General features: G+C 60.3%; 16 protein-coding genes and 1 pseudogene. 5 read left to right on the top strand and 12 right to left on the bottom strand.

Annotated features, from left to right (window positions below; genetic code table 11):
- Positions 1-110: 110 nt before the first annotated feature.
- The 3 genes from holA to leuS form a co-directional block, all read right to left on the bottom strand.
- Positions 111-1,148 carry a DNA polymerase III subunit delta gene (holA, locus tag AABC73_RS24870; protein WP_341521362.1) on the bottom strand — a complete coding sequence of 346 codons (1,038 nt, stop codon included), beginning with the start codon at positions 1,146-1,148 and terminating at the stop codon, positions 111-113.
- A 41-nt stretch (positions 1,149-1,189) separates the two neighbouring features.
- Complete coding sequence (gene lptE / locus AABC73_RS24865) at positions 1,190-1,795, bottom strand: LPS assembly lipoprotein LptE (RefSeq protein ID WP_341521361.1); 606 nt, start codon at positions 1,793-1,795, stop codon at positions 1,190-1,192.
- Positions 1,796-1,883: 88 nt separating this feature from the next.
- Positions 1,884-4,490, bottom strand: coding sequence for a leucine--tRNA ligase (leuS, locus tag AABC73_RS24860; RefSeq protein WP_341521360.1), 2,607 nt, complete (start codon positions 4,488-4,490; stop codon positions 1,884-1,886).
- A 313-nt stretch (positions 4,491-4,803) separates the two neighbouring features.
- On the opposite strand from leuS, the gene AABC73_RS24855 reads away from it, so the two are divergent.
- Complete coding sequence (locus AABC73_RS24855) at positions 4,804-5,175, top strand: hypothetical protein (protein ID WP_020289588.1); 372 nt, start codon at positions 4,804-4,806, stop codon at positions 5,173-5,175.
- Between the two features lie 88 nt (positions 5,176-5,263).
- Positions 5,264-6,025, top strand: coding sequence for a YdcF family protein (locus AABC73_RS24850; protein WP_341521359.1), 762 nt, complete (start codon positions 5,264-5,266; stop codon positions 6,023-6,025).
- Positions 6,026-6,154: 129 nt separating this feature from the next.
- Here AABC73_RS24850 and lnt read toward each other — a convergent pair whose 3' ends face one another.
- From lnt to miaB, 5 genes are all read right to left on the bottom strand, one after another.
- Positions 6,155-7,675: an apolipoprotein N-acyltransferase gene (gene lnt, locus AABC73_RS24845; protein WP_341521358.1), complete on the bottom strand. Its 1,521-nt coding sequence runs from the start codon at positions 7,673-7,675 to the stop codon at positions 6,155-6,157.
- Positions 7,676-7,703: 28 nt separating this feature from the next.
- The gene (locus tag AABC73_RS24840; protein ID WP_020289585.1) at positions 7,704-8,546 is read right to left on the bottom strand and encodes an HlyC/CorC family transporter; all 843 of its coding nucleotides are present in this window, start codon (positions 8,544-8,546) and stop codon (positions 7,704-7,706) included.
- A 5-nt stretch (positions 8,547-8,551) separates the two neighbouring features.
- A complete protein-coding gene (gene ybeY, locus AABC73_RS24835) occupies positions 8,552-9,052 on the bottom strand; it encodes an rRNA maturation RNase YbeY (RefSeq protein ID WP_341521357.1) in 501 nt (166 codons plus the stop codon).
- Positions 9,045-10,067 carry a PhoH family protein gene (locus tag AABC73_RS24830; RefSeq protein WP_065833722.1) on the bottom strand — a complete coding sequence of 341 codons (1,023 nt, stop codon included), beginning with the start codon at positions 10,065-10,067 and terminating at the stop codon, positions 9,045-9,047. The genes ybeY and AABC73_RS24830 overlap by 8 nt, the downstream gene beginning before the upstream one ends.
- A 239-nt stretch (positions 10,068-10,306) precedes the next feature.
- A complete protein-coding gene (gene miaB / locus AABC73_RS24825) occupies positions 10,307-11,635 on the bottom strand; it encodes a tRNA (N6-isopentenyl adenosine(37)-C2)-methylthiotransferase MiaB (protein ID WP_341524330.1) in 1,329 nt (442 codons plus the stop codon).
- Between the two features lie 132 nt (positions 11,636-11,767).
- On the opposite strand from miaB, the gene AABC73_RS24820 reads away from it, so the two are divergent.
- Positions 11,768-12,094 carry a DUF1820 family protein gene (locus tag AABC73_RS24820; RefSeq protein ID WP_065833723.1) on the top strand — a complete coding sequence of 109 codons (327 nt, stop codon included), beginning with the start codon at positions 11,768-11,770 and terminating at the stop codon, positions 12,092-12,094.
- Between the two features lie 35 nt (positions 12,095-12,129).
- Here AABC73_RS24820 and AABC73_RS24815 read toward each other — a convergent pair whose 3' ends face one another.
- The 4 genes from AABC73_RS24815 to AABC73_RS24800 form a co-directional block, all read right to left on the bottom strand.
- Positions 12,130-12,678, bottom strand: a complete 549-nt coding sequence (locus AABC73_RS24815) for a tetratricopeptide repeat protein (RefSeq protein WP_065833724.1) — start codon at positions 12,676-12,678, stop codon at positions 12,130-12,132.
- A 264-nt stretch (positions 12,679-12,942) separates the two neighbouring features.
- Positions 12,943-14,226 carry a glutamate-1-semialdehyde 2,1-aminomutase gene (gene hemL, locus AABC73_RS24810; RefSeq protein WP_341521356.1) on the bottom strand — a complete coding sequence of 428 codons (1,284 nt, stop codon included), beginning with the start codon at positions 14,224-14,226 and terminating at the stop codon, positions 12,943-12,945.
- 57 nt (positions 14,227-14,283) lie between these two features.
- On the bottom strand, positions 14,284-14,910 hold the full coding sequence (thiE, locus tag AABC73_RS24805; protein ID WP_341521355.1) for a thiamine phosphate synthase: 627 nt from the start codon (positions 14,908-14,910) through the stop codon (positions 14,284-14,286).
- 23 nt (positions 14,911-14,933) lie between these two features.
- Positions 14,934-15,731: a hydroxymethylpyrimidine/phosphomethylpyrimidine kinase gene (locus AABC73_RS24800; RefSeq protein WP_341521354.1), complete on the bottom strand. Its 798-nt coding sequence runs from the start codon at positions 15,729-15,731 to the stop codon at positions 14,934-14,936.
- Positions 15,732-16,140: 409 nt separating this feature from the next.
- On the opposite strand from AABC73_RS24800, the pseudogene AABC73_RS24795 reads away from it, so the two are divergent.
- Both AABC73_RS24795 and AABC73_RS24790 read left to right on the top strand, forming a co-directional pair.
- Positions 16,141-18,066: pseudogene (locus AABC73_RS24795) on the top strand (sensor histidine kinase); the annotation flags it as partial.
- 202 nt (positions 18,067-18,268) lie between these two features.
- Entirely contained in the window at positions 18,269-19,918 is a 1,650-nt protein-coding gene (locus AABC73_RS24790; protein WP_341521353.1) for an acyl-CoA dehydrogenase family protein, read from the top strand.
- Positions 19,919-19,971 lie beyond the last annotated feature (53 nt).

The raw sequence follows: 19,971 nt of genomic DNA, 5'->3' as shown, positions 1-19,971 counted from the left end.
TGCTCGCTTGGGTGGGATTGAACGCGGGCAATCATCCGGCAGAGAAGGGCGTCTGTCTAATAGATGTGTGCTATGGAAGGGAGCGCGATTATTCGTCCAACGGTTTCCGGTTACTCCGCTGGCAACGCCAACCTTTGGCCGGCCATCAGCAGCGCCAGCCGGGTCAGGCTGCTCCAGGGTGAGCCGGCCGCCTGGCCTTTGATTTGCGCGTCGATGCGTTGCGCATCCATCAGCAATTCACTCCAGCGCTTGGCCGAGTGGCGTTGCAGGGCTTTGCTCATCAACGGTTTGCGCTTGTCCCAGATCGGCGGGCGGGCCGAGCTGAAGGCTTTGTCCAGCGGCACGCCCTGGCTGAATTGCAACGCCAGGTTCGCCAGCACGCGCAGTTCCCGGGACAAGGCCCAGAGAATCACCGGCGGTTCCACGCCTTCGCCACGCAGGCCTTCGAGCATGCGCAAGGCGTGAGCGGCTTCGCCGTTGAGCACCGCGTCGGTCAGGCCGAAGACGTCGAAGCGCGCACTGTCAGCCACCGCAGCCTGGACGGTTTCGACGGTGATCTGGCCTTCTTCGGCCATCAGCTTGAGCTTTTCGATTTCCTGAGCCGCCGCCAGCAAGTTGCCTTCTACCCGCGCCGCGATGAGTTCCACGGCATCCTGAGTCGCGGCAAGCCCGGCCTGAGACAGCCGTTGGCGAATCCATTGCGGCAACTGGCCAATATCCACCGGCCAGATCTGCACGAATTGCGTTTGCGCGCCTTCGACCAGGGCTTTACCCCATTTGGTCTTTTGCGCGCTGCCGTCGAGTTTCGGCAGGCTGATCAGCAGCAAGGTGTCTTCGGCGGGGCGTGCGCAATATTCCATCAGCGCCGCAGCGCCCTTGTCGCCGGGCTTGCCGGAAGGCAAGCGCAGTTCCAGCAGGCGCCGCTCGGCAAACAGCGACATGCTGGCACCCGCCTGCAGCAGCGTGCCCCAGTCGAAACTGGCATCGGCGCTGAACACCTGACGTTCGTCGAAGCCTTGCAGGCGCGCCGCAGCACGAATCGCATCGGCGGCTTCCTGGCACAGCAAAGGATCGTCGCCACTCACGATATAGACCGGCGCGAGCGTACCTTGCAGGTGTTTGGGGAGTTGAGCTGGAGTGAGTTTCATAAGTCAGAAGATGTTGGGGCCAGCAAGCTGGCCCCAAACATTTAGCGCGACGGGATTTCGATAGGCGACTGTTGCGGTGTTTCGTCGCGGACTTTCTGTGCGGCTTCCAGTGCGTCGGCTTCGGCCTTGGCAACGGCATCGGCTTTCTGCTGGAGTTCGTCCAGGCGCGCTGGCGACAGACGGCTCAGCGCAGCGACCATCTTCTGCACTTGTTCGTTACGCATTTCCTTACGGATCTGCGCAGCTTCCTGATCGGAGCCGATCAGGTTATTGCCGTCATGCACATAGATTTTGTCGGTCTGGACTTTGCCACCGGTCAGCAGGCGGTCTTTTTCACCGTGGATTTCATAGTTGAGTACGGTAGTCAGGGAGTATTCAGCCGAGCGCGCGGAGCCCGAATAGCTCGCGGTACGCTGGGATTCCTGCTCGTCGGTCAGGACCAGTTTGTATGGCGCGCCGGTGTAGACCTTGACGCCACCGCCTTCCAGAACACGGCGCAGCTGGCTCACGGTTTCGCCGTAAGCGTTACGCGCGCTCAGATCCAGTTCCTTGATCGCGATCTCGTTACTGCCGGTGCCACGCAGCTGGAAGCCACAGGCGCTCAACAGCACCGCGAGGCCCATAACCAGCAAATTGCGTTTGATCATCTTGATGCTCCCCTTGAAACCGTATGGGCCGACAGTGCGTCCCTGGAAATATGTTCAGCGCCCGGTCGATACCAGGCGCTTGATCCCATCAGCTTGCGACGATATTGACCAGTTTACCGGGCACCACGATCACTTTGCGGATGGTCAGGCCATCGGTGAAGCGCAAGACGTTTTCGTTGATCCGGGCCGCCGCTTCGACTTCTTCGCGAGTCGCGCTGGCAGGCATTTCAATGTGGCCGCGCAGCTTGCCGTTGACCTGAATCACCAGTTGCAGGCTGTCCTGCACCAGCGCGGTCTTGTCCAGAATCGGCCAGCCCGCATCGATGATCGGCGTGTTGTGGCCCAGTTCGGTCCACAGCTCATGGCTGATGTGCGGCGTAATCGGTGCCAGCAGCAGGGCGACGGTCTGCAGACCTTCCTGAAGCAAGGCGCGGTCCTGAGGCGAAGCCTGCGGGGCTTTTTCCAGAACGTTCATCAGGGTCATCACTTGCGCGATGGCGGTGTTGAATTTGTGGTGCTGGCCGACATCCTGGCTCGCTTGCTTGATCGCCTGGTGAATGGCGCGACGAATGACTTTCTGCTCGTCATTCAGCGTGGCGATGTCCAGTGCGCCCGGCAGGCCTTGCGCAACATGGGCTTGCGCCAGACGCCAGACGCGACGCAGGAAACGGTGCGAACCTTCGACGCCGGAGTCGGACCATTCCAGGCTCATGTCAGGTGGCGAAGCGAACATCATGAACAGGCGGCAGGTGTCTGCGCCGTACTGATCGATCATCGACTGTGGGTCGACGCCGTTGTTCTTCGACTTGGCCATCTTCTCGATGCCGCCGATCTCGACCGGCAGGCCATCGCTGATCAGCTTGGCGCCAATGATCTTGGCCTTGCTGTCGCGTTCCAGCTCGACGTCAGCCGGGTTGAACCAGGTCTTGCTGCCGTTGGCCTCAAGACGGTAATAGGTTTCGGCGATGACCATGCCTTGGGTCAGCAGGTTCTTGAACGGCTCATTGGAGCTGAGCAGGCCTTCGTCGCGCATCAACTTGTGGAAGAAGCGCGCATAGAGCAAGTGCAGGATCGCGTGTTCGATGCCGCCGATGTATTGGTCTACCGGCAGCCAGTGGTTGGCTGCGACCGGGTCAACCATGCCGCCTTCGTAATGAGGTGAGGCGTAACGCGCGAAGTACCACGAGGACTCCACGAAGGTGTCCATGGTGTCGGTTTCGCGTTTGGCCGGTGCGCCGCATTTCGGGCAGCTGCACTCGTAGAATTCAGGCATGCGCGCCAACGGCGAACCGGCGCCGTCGGGTACGACGTCTTCCGGCAGCACGACGGGCAGTTGGTCTTCAGGGACCGGCACGTCGCCGCAGGTGTCGCAATGCACGATCGGGATCGGGCAACCCCAGTAGCGTTGACGGCTGATGCCCCAGTCGCGCAGGCGGAACTGGGTGCGGGATTCGCCAAGGCCTTTCTTGATCAGCGCGACTTCAATCGCGTCGAACGCGCCAGCGAAGTCCAGGCCGTCGAACTCGCCGGAATTGATCAGCTGACCGTGTTCGTTGTAGGCAGCCTGCCAAGGTGCTGGCGTTTCATCGCCGGCACTGGTACGCACCACTGGCTTGATCGCCAGGTGGTACTTGGTGGCGAATTCGAAATCGCGTTCGTCATGGGCAGGAACCGCCATGACCGCGCCGTCGCCGTAATGCATCAGGACATAGTTGGCGACCCACACCGGGAGTTTCTCACCGGTCAGCGGGTGTTCGACGAACAGCGAAGTCGGCAGGCCCTTTTTCTCCTGGGTCGCGACGTCGGCTTCCGCGACGCTGCCGCTCTTGCATTCGTGAATGAAGGCTTGCAGCTCGGGATTGTTCTGGGCAGCCAAGGTCGCCAGCGGATGCTCGGCAGCCACGGCGACGTAGGTCGCGCCCATCAGGGTGTCCGGACGGGTGGTGAAGACTTTCAATACGCCGGCTTCGCCAATGGACGCCTGGTCGTACGGGAACTGCACTTCCATGCCGCGGGATTTGCCGATCCAGTTGCGCTGCATGGTCTTGACCTGTTCAGGCCAGCCCGGCAACTCGTCGAGACCCGTCAGCAGCTCCTCCGCGTAAGCGGTGATCTTGAAGTAATACATCGGGATTTCGCGTTTCTCGATGATCGCGCCCGAACGCCAGCCGCGACCGTCGATGACTTGTTCGTTGGCCAGGACGGTCTGGTCGACCGGATCCCAGTTCACGGTGCCGTTCTTGCGGTAGATCACGCCTTTTTCGAACAGGCGCGTGAACAGCCATTGTTCCCAGCGGTAGTAATCCGGCTTGCAGGTGGTGATCTCGCGGGACCAGTCGACGCCCAGGCCCAGGCTGCGCAGCTGGGTCTTCATGTAGGCGATGTTTTCGTAGGTCCACTTGGCCGGCGCGACGTTGTTTTTCATCGCGGCGTTTTCCGCCGGCATGCCAAATGCGTCCCAGCCCATGGGCTGCATGACGTTTTTGCCTTGCATGCGCTGGTAGCGGGCGATCACGTCACCGATGGTGTAGTTGCGCACGTGACCCATATGCAGCTTGCCGCTAGGGTAAGGAAACATCGACAGGCAGTAGAACGTTTCCTTGCCTGGCTGCTCACTGACTTCAAAAGACTTTTGCTCGTCCCAAAGGGTTTGGGCGGCGGCTTCGATTTCGCGGGGCTGATAGAGTTCGTGCATGGCTACTTTTTACTAAGAATTGGTGACCCTTGACCTCTTCGTTGCTTCGTCGAGTCAGGTCGGCACCGCTGCCGGACAAAAGGGACTGCCTGCGCGGTGCGTTCCAGCTCAAGAGAGCGGAAGTGGAATTACAGGAAGCGCCGTAGCATACATGAGCGCCGACTATCGAGGGAAACGCTGTTTGCTTGGCTGATGCGTCGAGAAGCCCCGATCAGCGCCTCGCCGCCGCCGTTGGTCGCTGCAACCGGCCGGTTTTGACAGCGGCGCTAAGCTCAATGTCGAGGGTATGTTTTATCTTCGATGAGGTGAACGGATGACAGAGTTGCAGCACACAGAAACAAACCCTGAGCTGTATGAACGTTTGATTAATCGACTGGGGCTTGCCTTGGAGATAGCGAAAACTTCGGTCCGTCTGCGAAACGAACTCCCTCAGGAGCTGGAATTGCGCGGCCTTAGTCATGCTGAATTCGAGCTTATTGAAGCGTATCTTGGAAAAGGCAAACCAGCGCCGGTTACTGTATTGACCGGCGAGTTGAAGGGCAGCTTCATGGCTTCACGGGAACCCGCTGGGCCGGTATCGACGCCGCAACCTTCAGCCAAGGTCATCTGGCTGAAAGATCAGAAACGCGCCAAGGCATCGGCAAAGTTGAGTCGTTACAGTTCAAGCAATTTTTTTAAACGCTAGAACCTGATGCAGGCTGCGCGCCTGCTGCTTTAAGCATTGTCGCTTAACGTCAATCCTCTTAGGCTTCGAGCATCTCTGGAGATGCTCGATGCCTATTCGTTATCTGCTTAAAACCCTGCTGCTGCCGCCCGGCGTTCTCTTGCTGTTGCTGCTGCTCGCCTGGTGGTTGCGTCGTTCCCGGCCGCGTCTGGCGGCTGCCTGTTTTGCCATCGGCGTCGGTGGCCTGTGGCTGATGAGTTTGCCGATTGTCGTCGAGTGGGCTGCGCACGGGATCGAGCAGGACGTGCCATTGCCCCGGGATCAATGGGCGAACCTGGCGCAGCAGGCGGATGCCATTGTGATTCTGGGCTCGGGCCGCGAGCGCAAGGACCCGACCTGGGGCGAGGATATCCCCACCGGCGTGGAGCTGGAACGCATGCGTTACGCGGCGCAACTGGCGAAAGCGTCGGGTTTGCCCGTCTTGACCAGCGGCGGGCTGCACTATGGCGAGCCGCCGAGTGAGGCGGCGATCATGGCGCAATCTCTGGAGCGTGACTTCGGTGTTGCGGTGCACTGGCAGGAAGGCTTGAGCCGCACCACCTGGGAAAACGCCACCATGAGCGCAGCGGTGCTTCAGCCGTTGGGCATCAAGCGCATCATTCTGGTGACGCAGGCGTGGCATATGCCGCGCTCGCGCTGGAGTTTTGAGCACGCCGGTTTCACCGTGATCAGCGCCCCGGTGGGTTTCCTCGGCCGCGACAACGCCGTGCCGTTCGGCGGCTGGCTGCCGGAAAGCCGGGCGGTGTGGCAGAGCGGCCAGTTGCTGAATGAAGCGGTGGGGTTGTGGGCGTATCGGGTGTTGTATCGCTGAGAGCGCGATTTTTTCGCAGGACCGGCTTTAGCCGGGAGGGTCGGTGCATACAAAAATCTGTATCGTCTGCACCATTGGCCTCCCGGCTGAAGCCGGTCCTACGCAGTCTGTACAGCAGCTTTACATGCCTCAAACCGTCTTGGATATCCGGCTCGCCACCAGCGCCCAGCCGATCAGCGCGATGCACAGGATCGTCAACGGCCAGGAACGCCAGCGCAGGTAAGGCGTGAGGTTGTGCATGGGCACGACCTCGCCATACAGCACACCACGTTCGAATTGCGGAATCTTCACGGTGATCTTGCCGAACGGATTGATCAGCCCGGTGACGCCGTTATTGGTCGCGCGGATCATCCAGCGACCGGCTTCCAGCGCGCGCATCTGCGCCATTTGCAGATGTTGCAACGGCCCAATCGACGTGCCGAACCAGGTGTCATTGCTCACCGTCAGCAGCAAATCGCTCCGCGCTGATAGACCTGCCGCGAACTCGGGATAGACCACTTCGTAACAAATGAACGGTGCGATCTGATAGCCCTTGGCTTGCAGCATCGGCTGATCGCTCGGGCCGCGCGCGAAGTCTGACATCGGCAGATCAAAGAAGGCGATCAAGCCGCGCAGAATGTCCTGCAGCGGAACGTATTCGCCGAACGGCACGAGTTTCTGCTTCAAGTAAGTGCCGTCGCCTTCGCCAACCACTGTGATGCCGTTGTAGAAGCGTTTTTCCCCATGCCCACCGATCTGCCGAATCGGCACGCCGGTAATCAGGGCCGCGCCCCGGTCGGCGGCGAACTTGCCCATCATCGCCAGATAGCCTTCCGCCGACTCCTTGAGCACTGGCACTGCGGTTTCCGGCCAGATGATCAGATCAGCCTGTTGCGAGCGGAAGGTCATGTCGCGATACAGCGCGAGTTGCGCGTTGAGCTGCTCCGGGTCCCACTTCATGCTTTGTTCGATATTGCCTTGCAGGGCGGCGACCTTCAGCGGCGCGCCGGACGGCTCGGTCCAGGCGTAGTTCTTCAACGCGAGGCCGATGATCCACGGGCCGAGCAGCAACACCACGCCAGCGGCCAGAAACGACTTGCGCGCCCGCAATCGGGACAGGTTGCACAGCAGAGCCGCCGTCAAGGCGAGGGTGAAGGACACCAGCCACATGCCGCCGATCGGCGCGAGGCCTGCCAACGGGCCATCGAGCTGGCTATAACCGGAATACAGCCACGGGAAACCGGTCAGGAACCAGCCGCGAAAGGCTTCCTGCGCCAGCCACAAGGCGGCGAAGGCGAGGGCGTCCGCGAGGGGCGCTTCGGTGCGGCGAATCCAGCGCGCCCAGAGCCACGCGGGCAGGGCGAAGAACCAGGCGATGCAGGCGATAAACAGCAGCATCAGGAAACCGGCCAGCAATACTGAAGCGCCGCCGAAATTGTGAATGCTGACGTAGATCCAGCTGGTGCCCGCGCCGAACAGGCCGAAACCGAAACACCAGCCTCGGCCCAGCGCCTGACGAGGGCTCAGGTCACGCAAGCCCAGATAGAACATCGCCAATGCCACCAGCGCCAGCGGCCAGATGTCGAAAGGCGCCAGGGCCAGCGTGGTGAGCGCGCCGGCCACCGCGGCCAGCAAGTTACCGGGCCAGCCGGGGCGGGTGATCCAACGCATGTACTTTCCTTAAAGCGGGTAGGACTTTTTACGAGCGCGAGAGCGGACTCAGGCGCAGCAAGTGAATTCGACGGCTGTCAGCGTTCAGAATCCGGAAACGATACTCGCCGATTACGGTGATTTCGTTACGCTTGGGCAAATGCCCGAACGCACTCATTACCAGACCGCCGACGGTGTCGAACTCGTCATCGGAAAACTCGCTGTCGAAAAACTCGTTGAAGCTCTCGATAGGCGTCAGCGCCTTGACCAGGAAGTCGCCGCTGGGCAGCGGTTTGATGTAGCTGTCTTCCTCGACGTCATGCTCGTCCTCGATATCGCCGACGATCTGCTCCAGAACGTCTTCGATGGTCACCAGACCCGCCACGCCGCCGTATTCGTCGATGACGATGGCCATGTGATTGTGGTTGGCGCGAAATTCACGCAGCAGCACGTTCAGTCGCTTGGACTCTGGAACGAAGGTCGCGGGGCGCAGCAATTTCTTGATGTCGCCTTCGCTGCCGTTCTCGCTGAGGATCAGGGGCAGCAAATCCTTGGCCAGCAGAACGCCAAGCACGTCGTCGTGGCTTTCGCCGATCACCGGGTAGCGCGAGTGCGCGGCATCGATGACAGCAGGCAGGAATTCGCGTGGAGTCTGGGTCGCCTTGATGCTGATCATCTGCGAGCGCGGCACCATGATGTCGCGTACTTGCAGGTCAGCCACCTGAATGGCGCCTTCGACGATGGCCAGCGCTTCGCTGTCCAGCAGCTTGTTTTGATGGGCTTCGCGCAGCAGCTCAAGCAGCTCCTGGCGGTTTTTCGGCTCGTGGGCAAAAGCCTGGGTCAGTTTACCCAGCCATGACTTTTGCCCGTTGCTCGATCGGTCTTCGCTCATAGCCCTTACTCGTGGTCCTTGCTTGGTGTTGCTGAATGTGGATGGTCGGCGCTTTCGTCGTCGGCATACGGGTCGGGATAGCCCAACTGCGTAAGCAACGTTCGTTCCAGTGCTTCCATTTCTTCGGCTTCTTCATCGTCGATATGGTCGAAACCCAACAGATGCAGGCAGCCATGAATCACCAGGTGCGCCCAGTGTGCGTCCAGTTCCTTGCCTTGTTCCTGCGCTTCGCGCGTCACAACAGGCACGCAGATGACCAGATCGCCGAGCAGCGGGATATCCAGCAGCTCGTCGGGGACATCTGCCGGGAACGACAACACGTTGGTTGCGTAATCCTTGTGTCGCCAAGTGTGATTAAGCTCGCGGCCTTCAGTTTCATCCACCAGCCGAATGGTCAGCTCGGAATCGGCACTGCGCTGGCGCAGGCCCATTTCGCACCAAAGGCGGAACTGGGCTTCACTGGGGGCGCTTGCTTCACTTGCCAGTTGCAGGTCCAGCTCAAGCATCGCGGCGGTATTCCCGAGAGGAATTGGCGCCAGCCGGCGGCTCGTCGCTGAAGCGGTCTTCGAAGCGCTCGTAGGCTTCGACGATGCGCTGCACCAGCGGATGGCGAACGACGTCCTTGGGCTTGAAGTGCGTAAAGCTGATGCCCGGCACATCCTTGAGCACATCGATGACATGGGTCAGGCCCGACTTCGTGCCTTTGGGCAGGTCGACCTGAGTGATGTCACCGGTGATCACGGCTGTGGAGCCGAAGCCGATCCGGGTCAGGAACATTTTCATCTGCTCGACAGTGGTGTTCTGGCTTTCGTCGAGAATGATGAAACTGTTGTTCAGCGTCCGGCCGCGCATGTAGGCCAGCGGAGCGACTTCGATGACCTGCTTCTCGATCAGCTTGGCGACGTATTCGAAACCGAGCATTTCGTAGAGCGCGTCGTACAGCGGGCGCAGGTACGGGTCGATCTTCTGTGCCAGATCGCCGGGCAGGAAGCCGAGTTTTTCACCCGCTTCGACCGCCGGGCGCACCAACAGGATGCGTCGGATCTGTTCCCGCTCCAGCGCGTCCACGGCACAGGCCACGGCAAGATAGGTCTTGCCGGTACCCGCCGGGCCGATGCCGAAGTTGATGTCGTTGCCGAGGATTTCCTTGACGTAACGCTGCTGGTTCAGGCCGCGCGGGCGAACCATGCCCTTTTTGGTACGCAGCGCCACGCCGGGTTCGGCGGCAGGGTGATTGTCCAGCGACTCGACGCCTGATTCCTGGAGGAACAGGTGAACCATATCCGGCGACAGCTCGGTACCTTTGGTTTCCCGGTACAGGCGGCGCAGCAGATTCTCGGCCGAGGTGGTGTGTTTAGGCTCGCCAATCAGCTCGAACTGGTTTCCGCGATTGCGGATTTCGATGTCCAGGCGTTGTTCGATCAAGCGCAAATGCTCGTCGAGTTGCCCGCACAGATTTGCGAAGCGATGAGCCTCGAAGGGTTCGAGGATAAAACGATGTGGTTCGACTGGTGCGTTCAAGGTCGTTTTTAGCCGCCCTGGGGCAATTAAGGTGAAACGAAGGATAACCCCAGCGCTTCGAGTGCGAAAGCTTTGACTTGAGAAAGGTTGTGCGCAGGCTCGCCAACAACCATTTTGAATTGGAGCGTATCCCGTAGGAGCGGCTTTAGCCGGGAGGAGGCGGGTGCATTCACAGCAGCTCTTTGGTCAGAGCTCTGGCCCTCCCGGCTGAAGCCGGTCCTACGGATTTGGCTGCGTTCTCAATTCAACAACGACCCCCGCAACGAGTGCGGTTGCGCGTCATCGATATGCACGTCGGCGAACTGGCCGATCAGCCGGGGGTTGTCGCAGCGGAAGTTGACGATGCGGTTGTTCTCGGTGCGGCCCTGGAGTTCGCCGGGGTCTTTCTTCGAATAGTCGGTGACCAGGATGCGCTGGGTGCTGCCAACCATCTGGCGGCTGATCTCGAAACCTTGCTGGTTGAGGCGATGTTGCAGCGCAGCCAGGCGCTCTTTTTTCAGCGCTTCGGGAGTTTCGTCCTTCAGGTCGGCGGCCGGAGTGCCGGGGCGCGGGCTATAGATGAACGAGAACGAGAAGTCGAAACCGACGTCTTCGATCAGCTTCATGGTGTTGTCGAAGTCTTTTTCGGTCTCTCCGGGGAAGCCGACGATGAAGTCCGAGCTGATGCTGATGCCCGGAACCGCAGCCTTGAGCTTGCGCAGCTTGGACTTGTATTCCAGCGTCGTGTGATTGCGCTTCATCGCCGCCAGGATCCGATCCGAACCCGATTGCACCGGCAAATGCAGGTGTTTGACCAGTTCTGGCACTTCGGCGTGGGCCAGGATCAGGCTGTCGGAAAACTCCAGCGGGTGCGACGTGGTGTAACGGATGCGATCAATGCCGTCGATGGTCGCGACGACCCGAATCAGGTCGGCAAGATCGGCAATCCGCCCATCATGGGTGGTGCCGCGATAGCCATTGACGTTCTGGCCCAGCAGCGTGACTTCACGCACGCCGTTTTCTGCCAGGTGAAACACTTCCGCGACCACGTCGTCGAACGGCCGGCTGACTTCTTCGCCGCGCGTATAAGGCACCACGCAGAACGTGCAGTACTTGCTGCAGCCTTCCATCACCGACACATAAGCGCTCGGGCCATCGACGCGCGGCTCGGGCAAATGGTCGAATTTTTCGATTTCCGGGAACGAGACATCGACCTGCGGCAGGCGCGTGAGGCGTGCGGCGTCGATCATTTCCGGCAGGCGGTGCAGGGTTTGCGGGCCGAATACTACGTCCACGTAGGGCGCGCGGTCACGAATCGCCGCACCTTCCTGGCTGGCCACGCAACCGCCGACGGCGATGACCATCTCCGGGTTGGCCAGTTTCAGCTCACGCCAGCGGCCCAGCTGGGAATACACCCGATCCTGGGCGCGCTCACGAATCGAGCAGGTGTTGAGCAGGATGACGTCGGCATCTTCCGCGCGGGCGGTGACTTCCAGGGCTTGATGTTCGCCCAGCAGGTCGACCATGCGCGAGCTGTCGTACTCGTTCATCTGGCAACCGTGGGTTTCGATATAAAGCTTCTTGGCCATGCGTACGTCATCAGGTGGTTCAAAGAACCGCGCATTATAGTGATGAAGCACGCCGGTTCCTACCATTCCCTGTCCAGCGGGCATGCTATAGTTCGCGCCCTCTTTTATATCGCCGACTCTTGCCCGCCCTTTATGACCAAACGCGAAGCTCCAATCTACAAGGTGATTTTCCTCAACCAGGGACAGGTATTCGAGATGTATGCCAAGCAGATCTATCAAAGCGATCTGTGGGGTTTCCTGGAGGTAGAAGAGTTCGTCTTCGGCGAGCGCACGACCGTCGTGGTGGATCCGAGCGAAGAAAAGCTCAAGGCGCAGTTCGAGGGCGTGGTGCGCAGTTTCGTGCCAATGCATTCCATCGTGCGCATCGACGAAGTCGAGCGGGTCGGCACGCCGAAAATCAGCGAAGCGCGCGGCACCAGCAACGTGATGCCGTTTCCGATGCCGATGCCGGACAAGTGATCAGCCAGTTATCGAGTTGAGCGATTGCCGCTTGCTTACGGCAGCGGCGCAAACGGCGTACGACCTTCAGCTGTTTGCAGTTCCAGCAGATATTTGCGGAAGATCTGGCCCAGCACCTGGGTAGCGACTTCAAGTTCGTCGCGCTGCATGCGTTCGGACACTTCATCGGCTGCGTCCAGTGCATCTTCGGAGCCGTTGACCGCGGCCATCTTCAGCACGATATACGCCTGAATGTTATTGGCCTGCACGCCTTCGCCCTTGGAGAACATCAGGCCCAGCTGATATTGCGCCTGCGGATGGCCCTGCAACGAGGCCTGCTCGAAGTAATTGAGCGCTTGAGGCAGGTCACGTGGCGCGTGTTTACCGTCGTGGTAAAACTCACCCAACTCGTATTGTGCTTGTGCATCCCCGGATTGCGCAGCCTGTTTGCACGCCGAAAGCGCCGCAGGCAGGTTGTCTGGCTGGGTATTGAGGGTGCAACGACCCACCGCTGGGATTAACAACGAGTTGCCGCCTGCGTCCGCCAGCAGGGGATGAATAAGCAACAGGCAGCCCAATGCAAGGGTGCGGCCGGTGCGGTTCATGGGAATCGACTTACCTCTGAAAAAGGTGCGGGCGTACCCGTCCAGCTAAACGTGCTGGCTGCGCATTATGAAATAAGCGAGGCCAACCTTACAAAGTCTTTACGGATTTTCTGCTGCACGGGCTTGAAATGCCTGTTTTTGCTGAAGATTGGCCGTCCGTAGGAGCGGCTTTAGCCGCGAAGGCGATGAAGCAGACGCTGAAGGTGTGTCTATCATGGCGGCGCTCTCCCGGCTAAAGCCGGTCCTACGAAGGTTTTTTCAGGCTTATTTCAGTGCCGCAAACGCCTTCTCGGCCGCATCCAGCGTCAGCTTCAGCTCTTCGTCGCCATGAGCGATGGAAGTGAAGCCGGCTTCGAAGGCACTTGGCGCCAGGTACACGCCGCCTTCAAGCATCAGGTGGAAGAAGCGCTTGAAGCGATCGGCGTCGCTGGTCATCACATCCTTGAAGGTGACGATCTCTTTCACGTCGCTGAAATACAAGCCGAACATACCGCCCGCCTGAGTGGTCACGAACGGGATACCGGCGGCATCGGCGCGTTGTTGCAGGCCCTCGAGCAGGCGACGGGTGAAGTCGCTCAGTTCGTCGTGGAAACCCGGACGGCTGATCAAGCGCAGCGTGGTCAGGCCGGCAGCCATGGCCAGCGGGTTGCCGGACAGCGTGCCCGCCTGATAAACCGGGCCGAGCGGGGCGATGTGCGACATGATTTCGCGTTTGCCGCCGAAGCAGCCGACCGGCATGCCGCCGCCGATGATTTTGCCGAAGGTGCTCAGGTCAGGCGTTACGTTGTAGTAAGCCTGGGCGCCGCCGAGAGCGACGCGGAAACCGGTCATTACTTCGTCGAAGATCAACACCACGCCATGTTCGTCGCACAGATCGCGCAGGCCTTGCAGGTAACCCGGCGCAGGCGGCACGCAGTTCATGTTGCCGGCAACCGGCTCGACGATGATGCACGCTACTTCTGGACCCACCTCGGCCAGCAGCTCTTTGACTGCTTCAAGGTCGTTGAACGGCACGGTCAGGGTGTGTTTGGCGAATGCTGCCGGAACGCCCGGCGAGCTTGGCACGCCCAGGGTCAACGCACCGGAACCGGCCTTGACCAGCAGGCTGTCGGAATGGCCGTGGTAGCAGCCTTCGAACTTGATGATGCTGTCGCGGCCGGTGTATCCCCGTGCCAGACGGATCGCGCTCATGGTCGCTTCAGTGCCGGAGCTGACCATGCGTACCATTTCCATGGAGGGCACGATAGAGCAGACCAGATCCGCCATCTCGGTTTCCATGGCGGTCGGCGCGCCGTAGGACAGGCCGTGTTGCAGCTGATTGCGTACCGCGTCGAGCACATCCGGGTGACCATGACCCAGAATCATCGGCCCCCAGGAACCCACGTAATCCACGTAACGCTTGTCGTCTTCGTCTGTCACGTAGGCGCCGGCCGCATGCTTGAAGAACAACGGCGTGCCGCCCACGCTTTTGAAAGCGCGAACCGGCGAGTTCACGCCACCGGGAATATGGACTTGAGCGTTGGCGAACAATGTTTCAGAACGGGACATGTGCAGGTCTCTACGTTTAAACGAAATAGGGGGCGGGGCCTGATTCAGGAAAAGAAATCAGGCCCGTTTCAGCAAGGCATTGAAGGCGCGGGCGCGGCGGGTGACTTCTTGAGTGGTATCAGCACCGAACAGACCGTGGACCACCGCCAGCAGATCGGCGCCGTGGGCGACCAGTTGCGGAGCATTCTCCAGGGTGACGCCGCCTATCACTGCAATCGGCAAGTGAAAACGTGCGCGGGCCTGTTCCAGGATCTCCAGCGCGATGGCTGGGGCGTCGGGTTTGGTGTTGGACGTGAAGAAACGCCCGAACGCCACGTAACTGGCACCATCAGCCTTGGCTTGTTCGGCCAGCTCCAGGCTGCCATGACAGGTGGCGCCGACAATGGCCTCGCGGCCGAGGATGGTGCGCGCCAGCGTCAACGAGCCATCGGTCTGGCCCAGATGCACGCCGACGCCCAGGCGCGAGGCCAGTTCAGCGTCGTCGTTGATGATCAGCCGGGTCTTGTACTGTTCGCACAGCTTGAGCAGGGCAGTGGCTTCGCGCAGTCGGCGTGACTCATCACTGCCCTTGTCGCGGTACTGCAACAGCGTGACACCGCCTTCAAGTGCGGCTTCGACGTAAGACAAAAACTTGCCCGCCAACAGCTGGCTGTCGGTAATGGCATACAAGCCACGTAGTTTCATTGATTGAGCCTCATGACGTGGCGTTACGAACAAAAATCCAGCGGCAGGCGGCGCGGAACGAATTGTCCCTTGCCCAGCTGATCGGCGTCGCGCAGCGTGCGCCAAGTGTAGTCGAGTGCAGATTTCACCGCGCTGACCAGCTCTTCACCATGCGCCAGACGGCCAGCCAGGGCACTGGCCAGCGTGCAACCGGAACCGTGATAACTGCCAGGCAGACGCTGGCAAGTGAAGGTCCGGGTTTCGCCATTACGTATATAAAGACGGTTGTGGACTTCCTGCTCGTCGCCATGACCGCCGGTAATCAACAAGTGCTCGCAATAGGGCAGGAGCCTGGCCGCGCATTCATCTGCGGTGCCCTCGGGCAACTCGGCGAGAATCCGGGCTTCTGGCAGGTTCGGCGTGGCAATGGTGGCCAGTGGCAGCAGTCGTTCACGCATGGCGTAACCGACTTCATCCTTGCCGAGCCGCCCGCCGCCGCCTGCGCGCAGCACAGGGTCGCAGACCAATGGCAGGTGCGGATGCGCCTTTAGCAGTTCGACGACTGTTTCTACCATTTCCAGAGAGCCGAGCATGCCGAGCTTGACCGCCGCGACAGTGGAATCGTTGAGCACGGCATTGGCTTGCGCCAGCACCCACTCGCGATCCAGTACGCGGAAATCGCTGACATTCACGGTGTCCTGAACGGTCAGCGCGGTGACCGCTGGAGCGGCGTGGCAACCCTGGGCGAGCAAGGCTTCGATATCTGCCTGCAAGCCGGCGCCGCCACTAGGGTCGTGGCCGGAGAGACAGAGGACAACGGGGCGGGAGCTATAGATATTCATGGTGCGCGAGCTTACCACTAAACGTTTTGCGCGGCCCTCGCCGACCTCGGAATTTTCCTGCAAGCCAAATCGCTATTTCTATACGCCGGGAGTGAAAATCCCCACAGAAAAATTTCGTGTTTGAGCGGAGAGTGCCGGAATAGAGCCTTTGCGAAGATTGCAAACTGTTGGTATCCAATCCCCATTGCCAGCTATGCTGTCAGCACTCTGATCACAGGATGGATTTCGCGTGACCCTTTGTCGTAGTGGGTAAGCAACCTGCCGGTAAACAGAGTCACAACAAACGAAAGCCACACTGAGACGAAGGCTTCAAGGACGATCCGGACCTATTCCAATAAAACGAATTCGCAGGTACCGAAGCTCCAGTGGAAGGAGTATTCGCACGATCTGAACTGTTCGCCGGGGCCGTATGCGCTATTTGCTGTTATTGCTGGTCGCCTTGTTGCCGGTCTGGGCCGCCGCCGTCGAATTCGACGAAAGCACCCGCACCCTCGCGTTGGGTTCCAAGGCGCAAGTATTTGAAGACCCCAGCGGCCAGGCGACGATAGAGAGTGTCAGTTCGTCGGCCATGGCCGCGCATTTCAAGCCGCTGAAGCGCGCGACCTTGAATGCTGGCTATTCGCGCTCGGCATTCTGGCTAAAGGTTGATCTGCACTACCGGCCCCACGATTCCGCTGCGCATCGGGACTGGCTGTTGGAAGTGGCCTTCCCGGCGCTGGATCACGTTGATCTTTATCTTACCGATGACTACGGCACCGCACGGCTGGTTAACCGTACCGGCGACATGCTGCCGTTTTCCAGCCGCCAGTTAAAACAGAACAATTACCTGTTCGAGTTCAGTGTCCTGCCCGAGCAGAGCAGGACGGTCTATCTGCGGGTGGCCAGTCTGGGTTCGATCCAGGTGCCGTTGAGTCTCTGGTCTGCTCGCGCGTATCTGGAAGACCAGCCGGCCCGGCTGTACTTTCTCGGCTTGTTGTATGGCGTGTTGCTGGTCATGCTGGTTTACAACCTGTGCATTTATATAGGCATGCGCGACGCCAGCTATTTGTATTACATCCTCTACATCGCGCCGTTCGGGCTCTATCAATTGGCGGTCCATGGCACAGGTGTCGAATTTCTCTGGCCGGATAACACTTGGTGGGCCAACGCGGCCCCGCCGTTTTTGATCGGCGCGTCGATGCTGTTCGCCTGCCAGTTCGCCCGCTCATTTCTGCACACTGCTGCCGTCGGGCGCTGGGTCGATCGTGCGTTGGCGCTGCTGATGGGCTTCGCCGGACTGGTGGCAGTGCTGGCGCTCAACCCTGATTACAGCCTCGCCTTGCGCCTGGCGAACATTCTGGTGCTGGCCTGCACGCTGGTGATTTTTGCCGCCGGATTCGCCGCAATCTTCAAAGGCGTGTACGTCGCGCGGTACTTTGTCATCGCCTGGTCGGCTTTTTTGGTCGGCAGTGCCATCCATACCTGCATGTTGATGGGCTATCTGCCCAATACCTTTTTTACGATGTTTGCCAATCAGATCGGCTCCGCACTGGAAGTCGCGCTGCTGTCGATGGCGCTGGCCGCGCGCATCAACCATGCCCGTGACGAACAGGCGCGGGTGCTGCACCAAACCGGTGAAAAGCTGGAGCGGCTGAATGAGCAATTGGCCACCAGCAATCGCCTCAAGGATGAGTTTCTCGCCACGCTGACCCACGAACTGCGTACGCCAATGAATGGGGTGATCGGCTCTCTTGAGCTCATGCAGACCGTGAAAATGGACTCGGAGCTTGAGTCCTATCAGCAGACCGCAGCCTGTTCGGCGCAAAACATGATGCGTCTGGTCAACGGCATCCTGACCCTTACCGAGTTACGCGCCGGGCGGGTTGGCGTGGCTGCCGAGTCGTTCAATCTGCGTGCGCTGTTGCAGTCGATGGCGGCTGATTTCAGCCCATTGGCCCAAGCGAAGGGCCTGGAATTCGTACTGGAGCTGGACGAGCCTTTGCCGGACAACGTGCAAGGTGATCCCGGCAAATTGCGCCAATGCCTGGAATGCCTGCTGGATAACGCCCTCAAGTTCACCGGGACCGGTTTCATCCAGGTGCGCGTCGCGGGCGTGCCCGCGGGTACCGGCGCTTTCCAGGTCAAGATTGAGGTGATCGACAGCGGCATTGGTTTCACTCGATTGAACGAAGCCGTCCCTTATCAGCGCTTTTTCCAGGTCGATGGCTCCATGACGCGCGAGTACGGCGGGCTGGGCATCGGCCTGGCAATCTGCGCCCAATTGATCGAGTTGCAGGGCGGCGTTCTCAGTCATCAGTCCGAACCCGGACGCGGCAGCTGTTTCACGCTGAGCGTGCCGTTGCGGGTGCTTTCCCGTCAGGCGCAGCTGCACTCGCAGGAACGTCGGGAAATCCTCTAGCGTCCGATTCGCAGGGCAAAAGCGCCGATATTTAGTCAGGTACGGCACTTTTTAAACACCGGGCTGCGTGGTTCACTGCGATTTATGGACCTGCGGCACTGTGTCCCGCAGCCGTGTTCCGTCAACAGGAGCCCCCGTCATGAACCTGCATCAGTTCGCCGAAACCCACGAAGTGACCAATCAGCCGCCGTCGCTGGACGGCAGTAACCTGTATCGCATCGACTTGCCTTTGCAAGACTGGTCCGAGCGGTTCGGCGCGGGTTGGGCCGAGGCGCGGCTCGACGCCTATGGCGCGCTGGCGGGCGGACCGTTGATGGAGGCGGGTTTTCTTGCCAATCAGAACAAACCTGTGTTCGTCAGCCATGACCGCTACGGGCATCGCCTCGATCTGGTGGAGTTTCACCCGGCTTACCATCAACTGATACGCACGGCGGTGGAACATGGCATTCCGTCCTTGCCCTGGACTCATCCGCAACCCGGCGCGCACGTGGCACGGGCCGCCATGAGCTATCTGCACAGTCAGGCCGAGGCCGGCAGCGGTTGCCCGTTGACCATGACCTTCGCCAGCGTTCCGGCGCTGCGCATGCAGGCGGATCTCGCGCAAAGCTGGTTGCCGAAGATTCTCGCCACCGAGTACGACCCGCGTAACGTCGGTATGGCGCACAAGGCGGGCGTGACCATCGGCATGGCTATGACCGAAAAACAGGGCGGCACCGACGTGCGGGCCAACACCACTCGGGCTTATCCGGTCGGCGCCGGTGGGCCAGGTCAGGCGTATGAGCTGGTCGGACACAAATGGTTTTGCTCGGCGCCAATGTGCGATGCCTTCCTGACCCTGGCGCAGACTGACAAGGGCCTGACGTGTTTCCTGCTGCCGCGTCATCGCCCGGATGACACGCGCAACGAGTTCTACATACAGCGCCTGAAGAACAAACTGGGCAATTGGTCCAACGCCTCCAGCGAAGTCGAATTTCGCGGCGCGTTTGCCTGGATGCTGGGCGAAGAAGGTCGCGGTGTGCCGACCATTATCGAAATGGTCGCCATGACCCGCTTCGATTGCATGGTCGGTTCCAGCGCCCTGATGCGCCAGGCATTGACCCAGGCCAGCCATCACTGCGCGCACCGAACCGTGGGCGGCCGCGTGCTCAGTGAGCAGCCATTGATGCAGAACGTCCTGGCCGACCTGGCACTGGAAAGCGAAGCTGCGCTGGCGCTGACCCTGCGCATGGGTCGCGCTTTGGATAACTTGCAGGATCCCCACGAGGCGCGTTTCGCCCGGCTGGTCACGGCGGTGGGCAAATACTGGATCTGCAAACGCGCCCCGGCGATGATCAATGAAGCTGCCGAATGCATGGGCGGCGCAGGTTATGTCGAAGAAAGCATCCTGCCGCGCCTGTATCGCGAAGCGCCGGTCAACTCGACGTGGGAAGGCTCGGGCAACGTGCAATGCCTTGATGTACTGCGCGCGCTGTCCAAGGAACCCGGCGTGCTGGATGCGTTGTTCACCGAGTTGGGCGACGGCCACGGCGATCAGGACCTGGCGATGCACATCGACCGGCTCAAGGCAGCGTTGCGCGATACCAGCGATATCCAGTATCGCGCCCGCCAGCTTACTGAAGACATTGCCCTGGCCTTGCAGGCCAAGTTATTGCTTGAAGCGGGTAATTCCGTGGTCAGCGACGGCTTCATCGCCAGCCGCCTGGCGTCACGCAGCGGTGTATATGGCGCGCTGCCCAGAGGCGTGGATGTCGAAGCGCTGGTGGCGAGGTCTGCGCCGCAGGTTCTTTAAGACGCAAAACCCGTTGGATCTGCGTTGCGGCTAGTGCCTTCCCTCGACGATGC

The sequence above is a fragment of the Pseudomonas sp. G.S.17 genome (genome assembly GCF_038096165.1).
GTDB lineage: Bacteria > Pseudomonadota > Gammaproteobacteria > Pseudomonadales > Pseudomonadaceae > Aquipseudomonas.
Note: the sequence above shows the minus strand (reverse complement) of the source record. Positions and strands in the feature narration are given on the sequence as shown.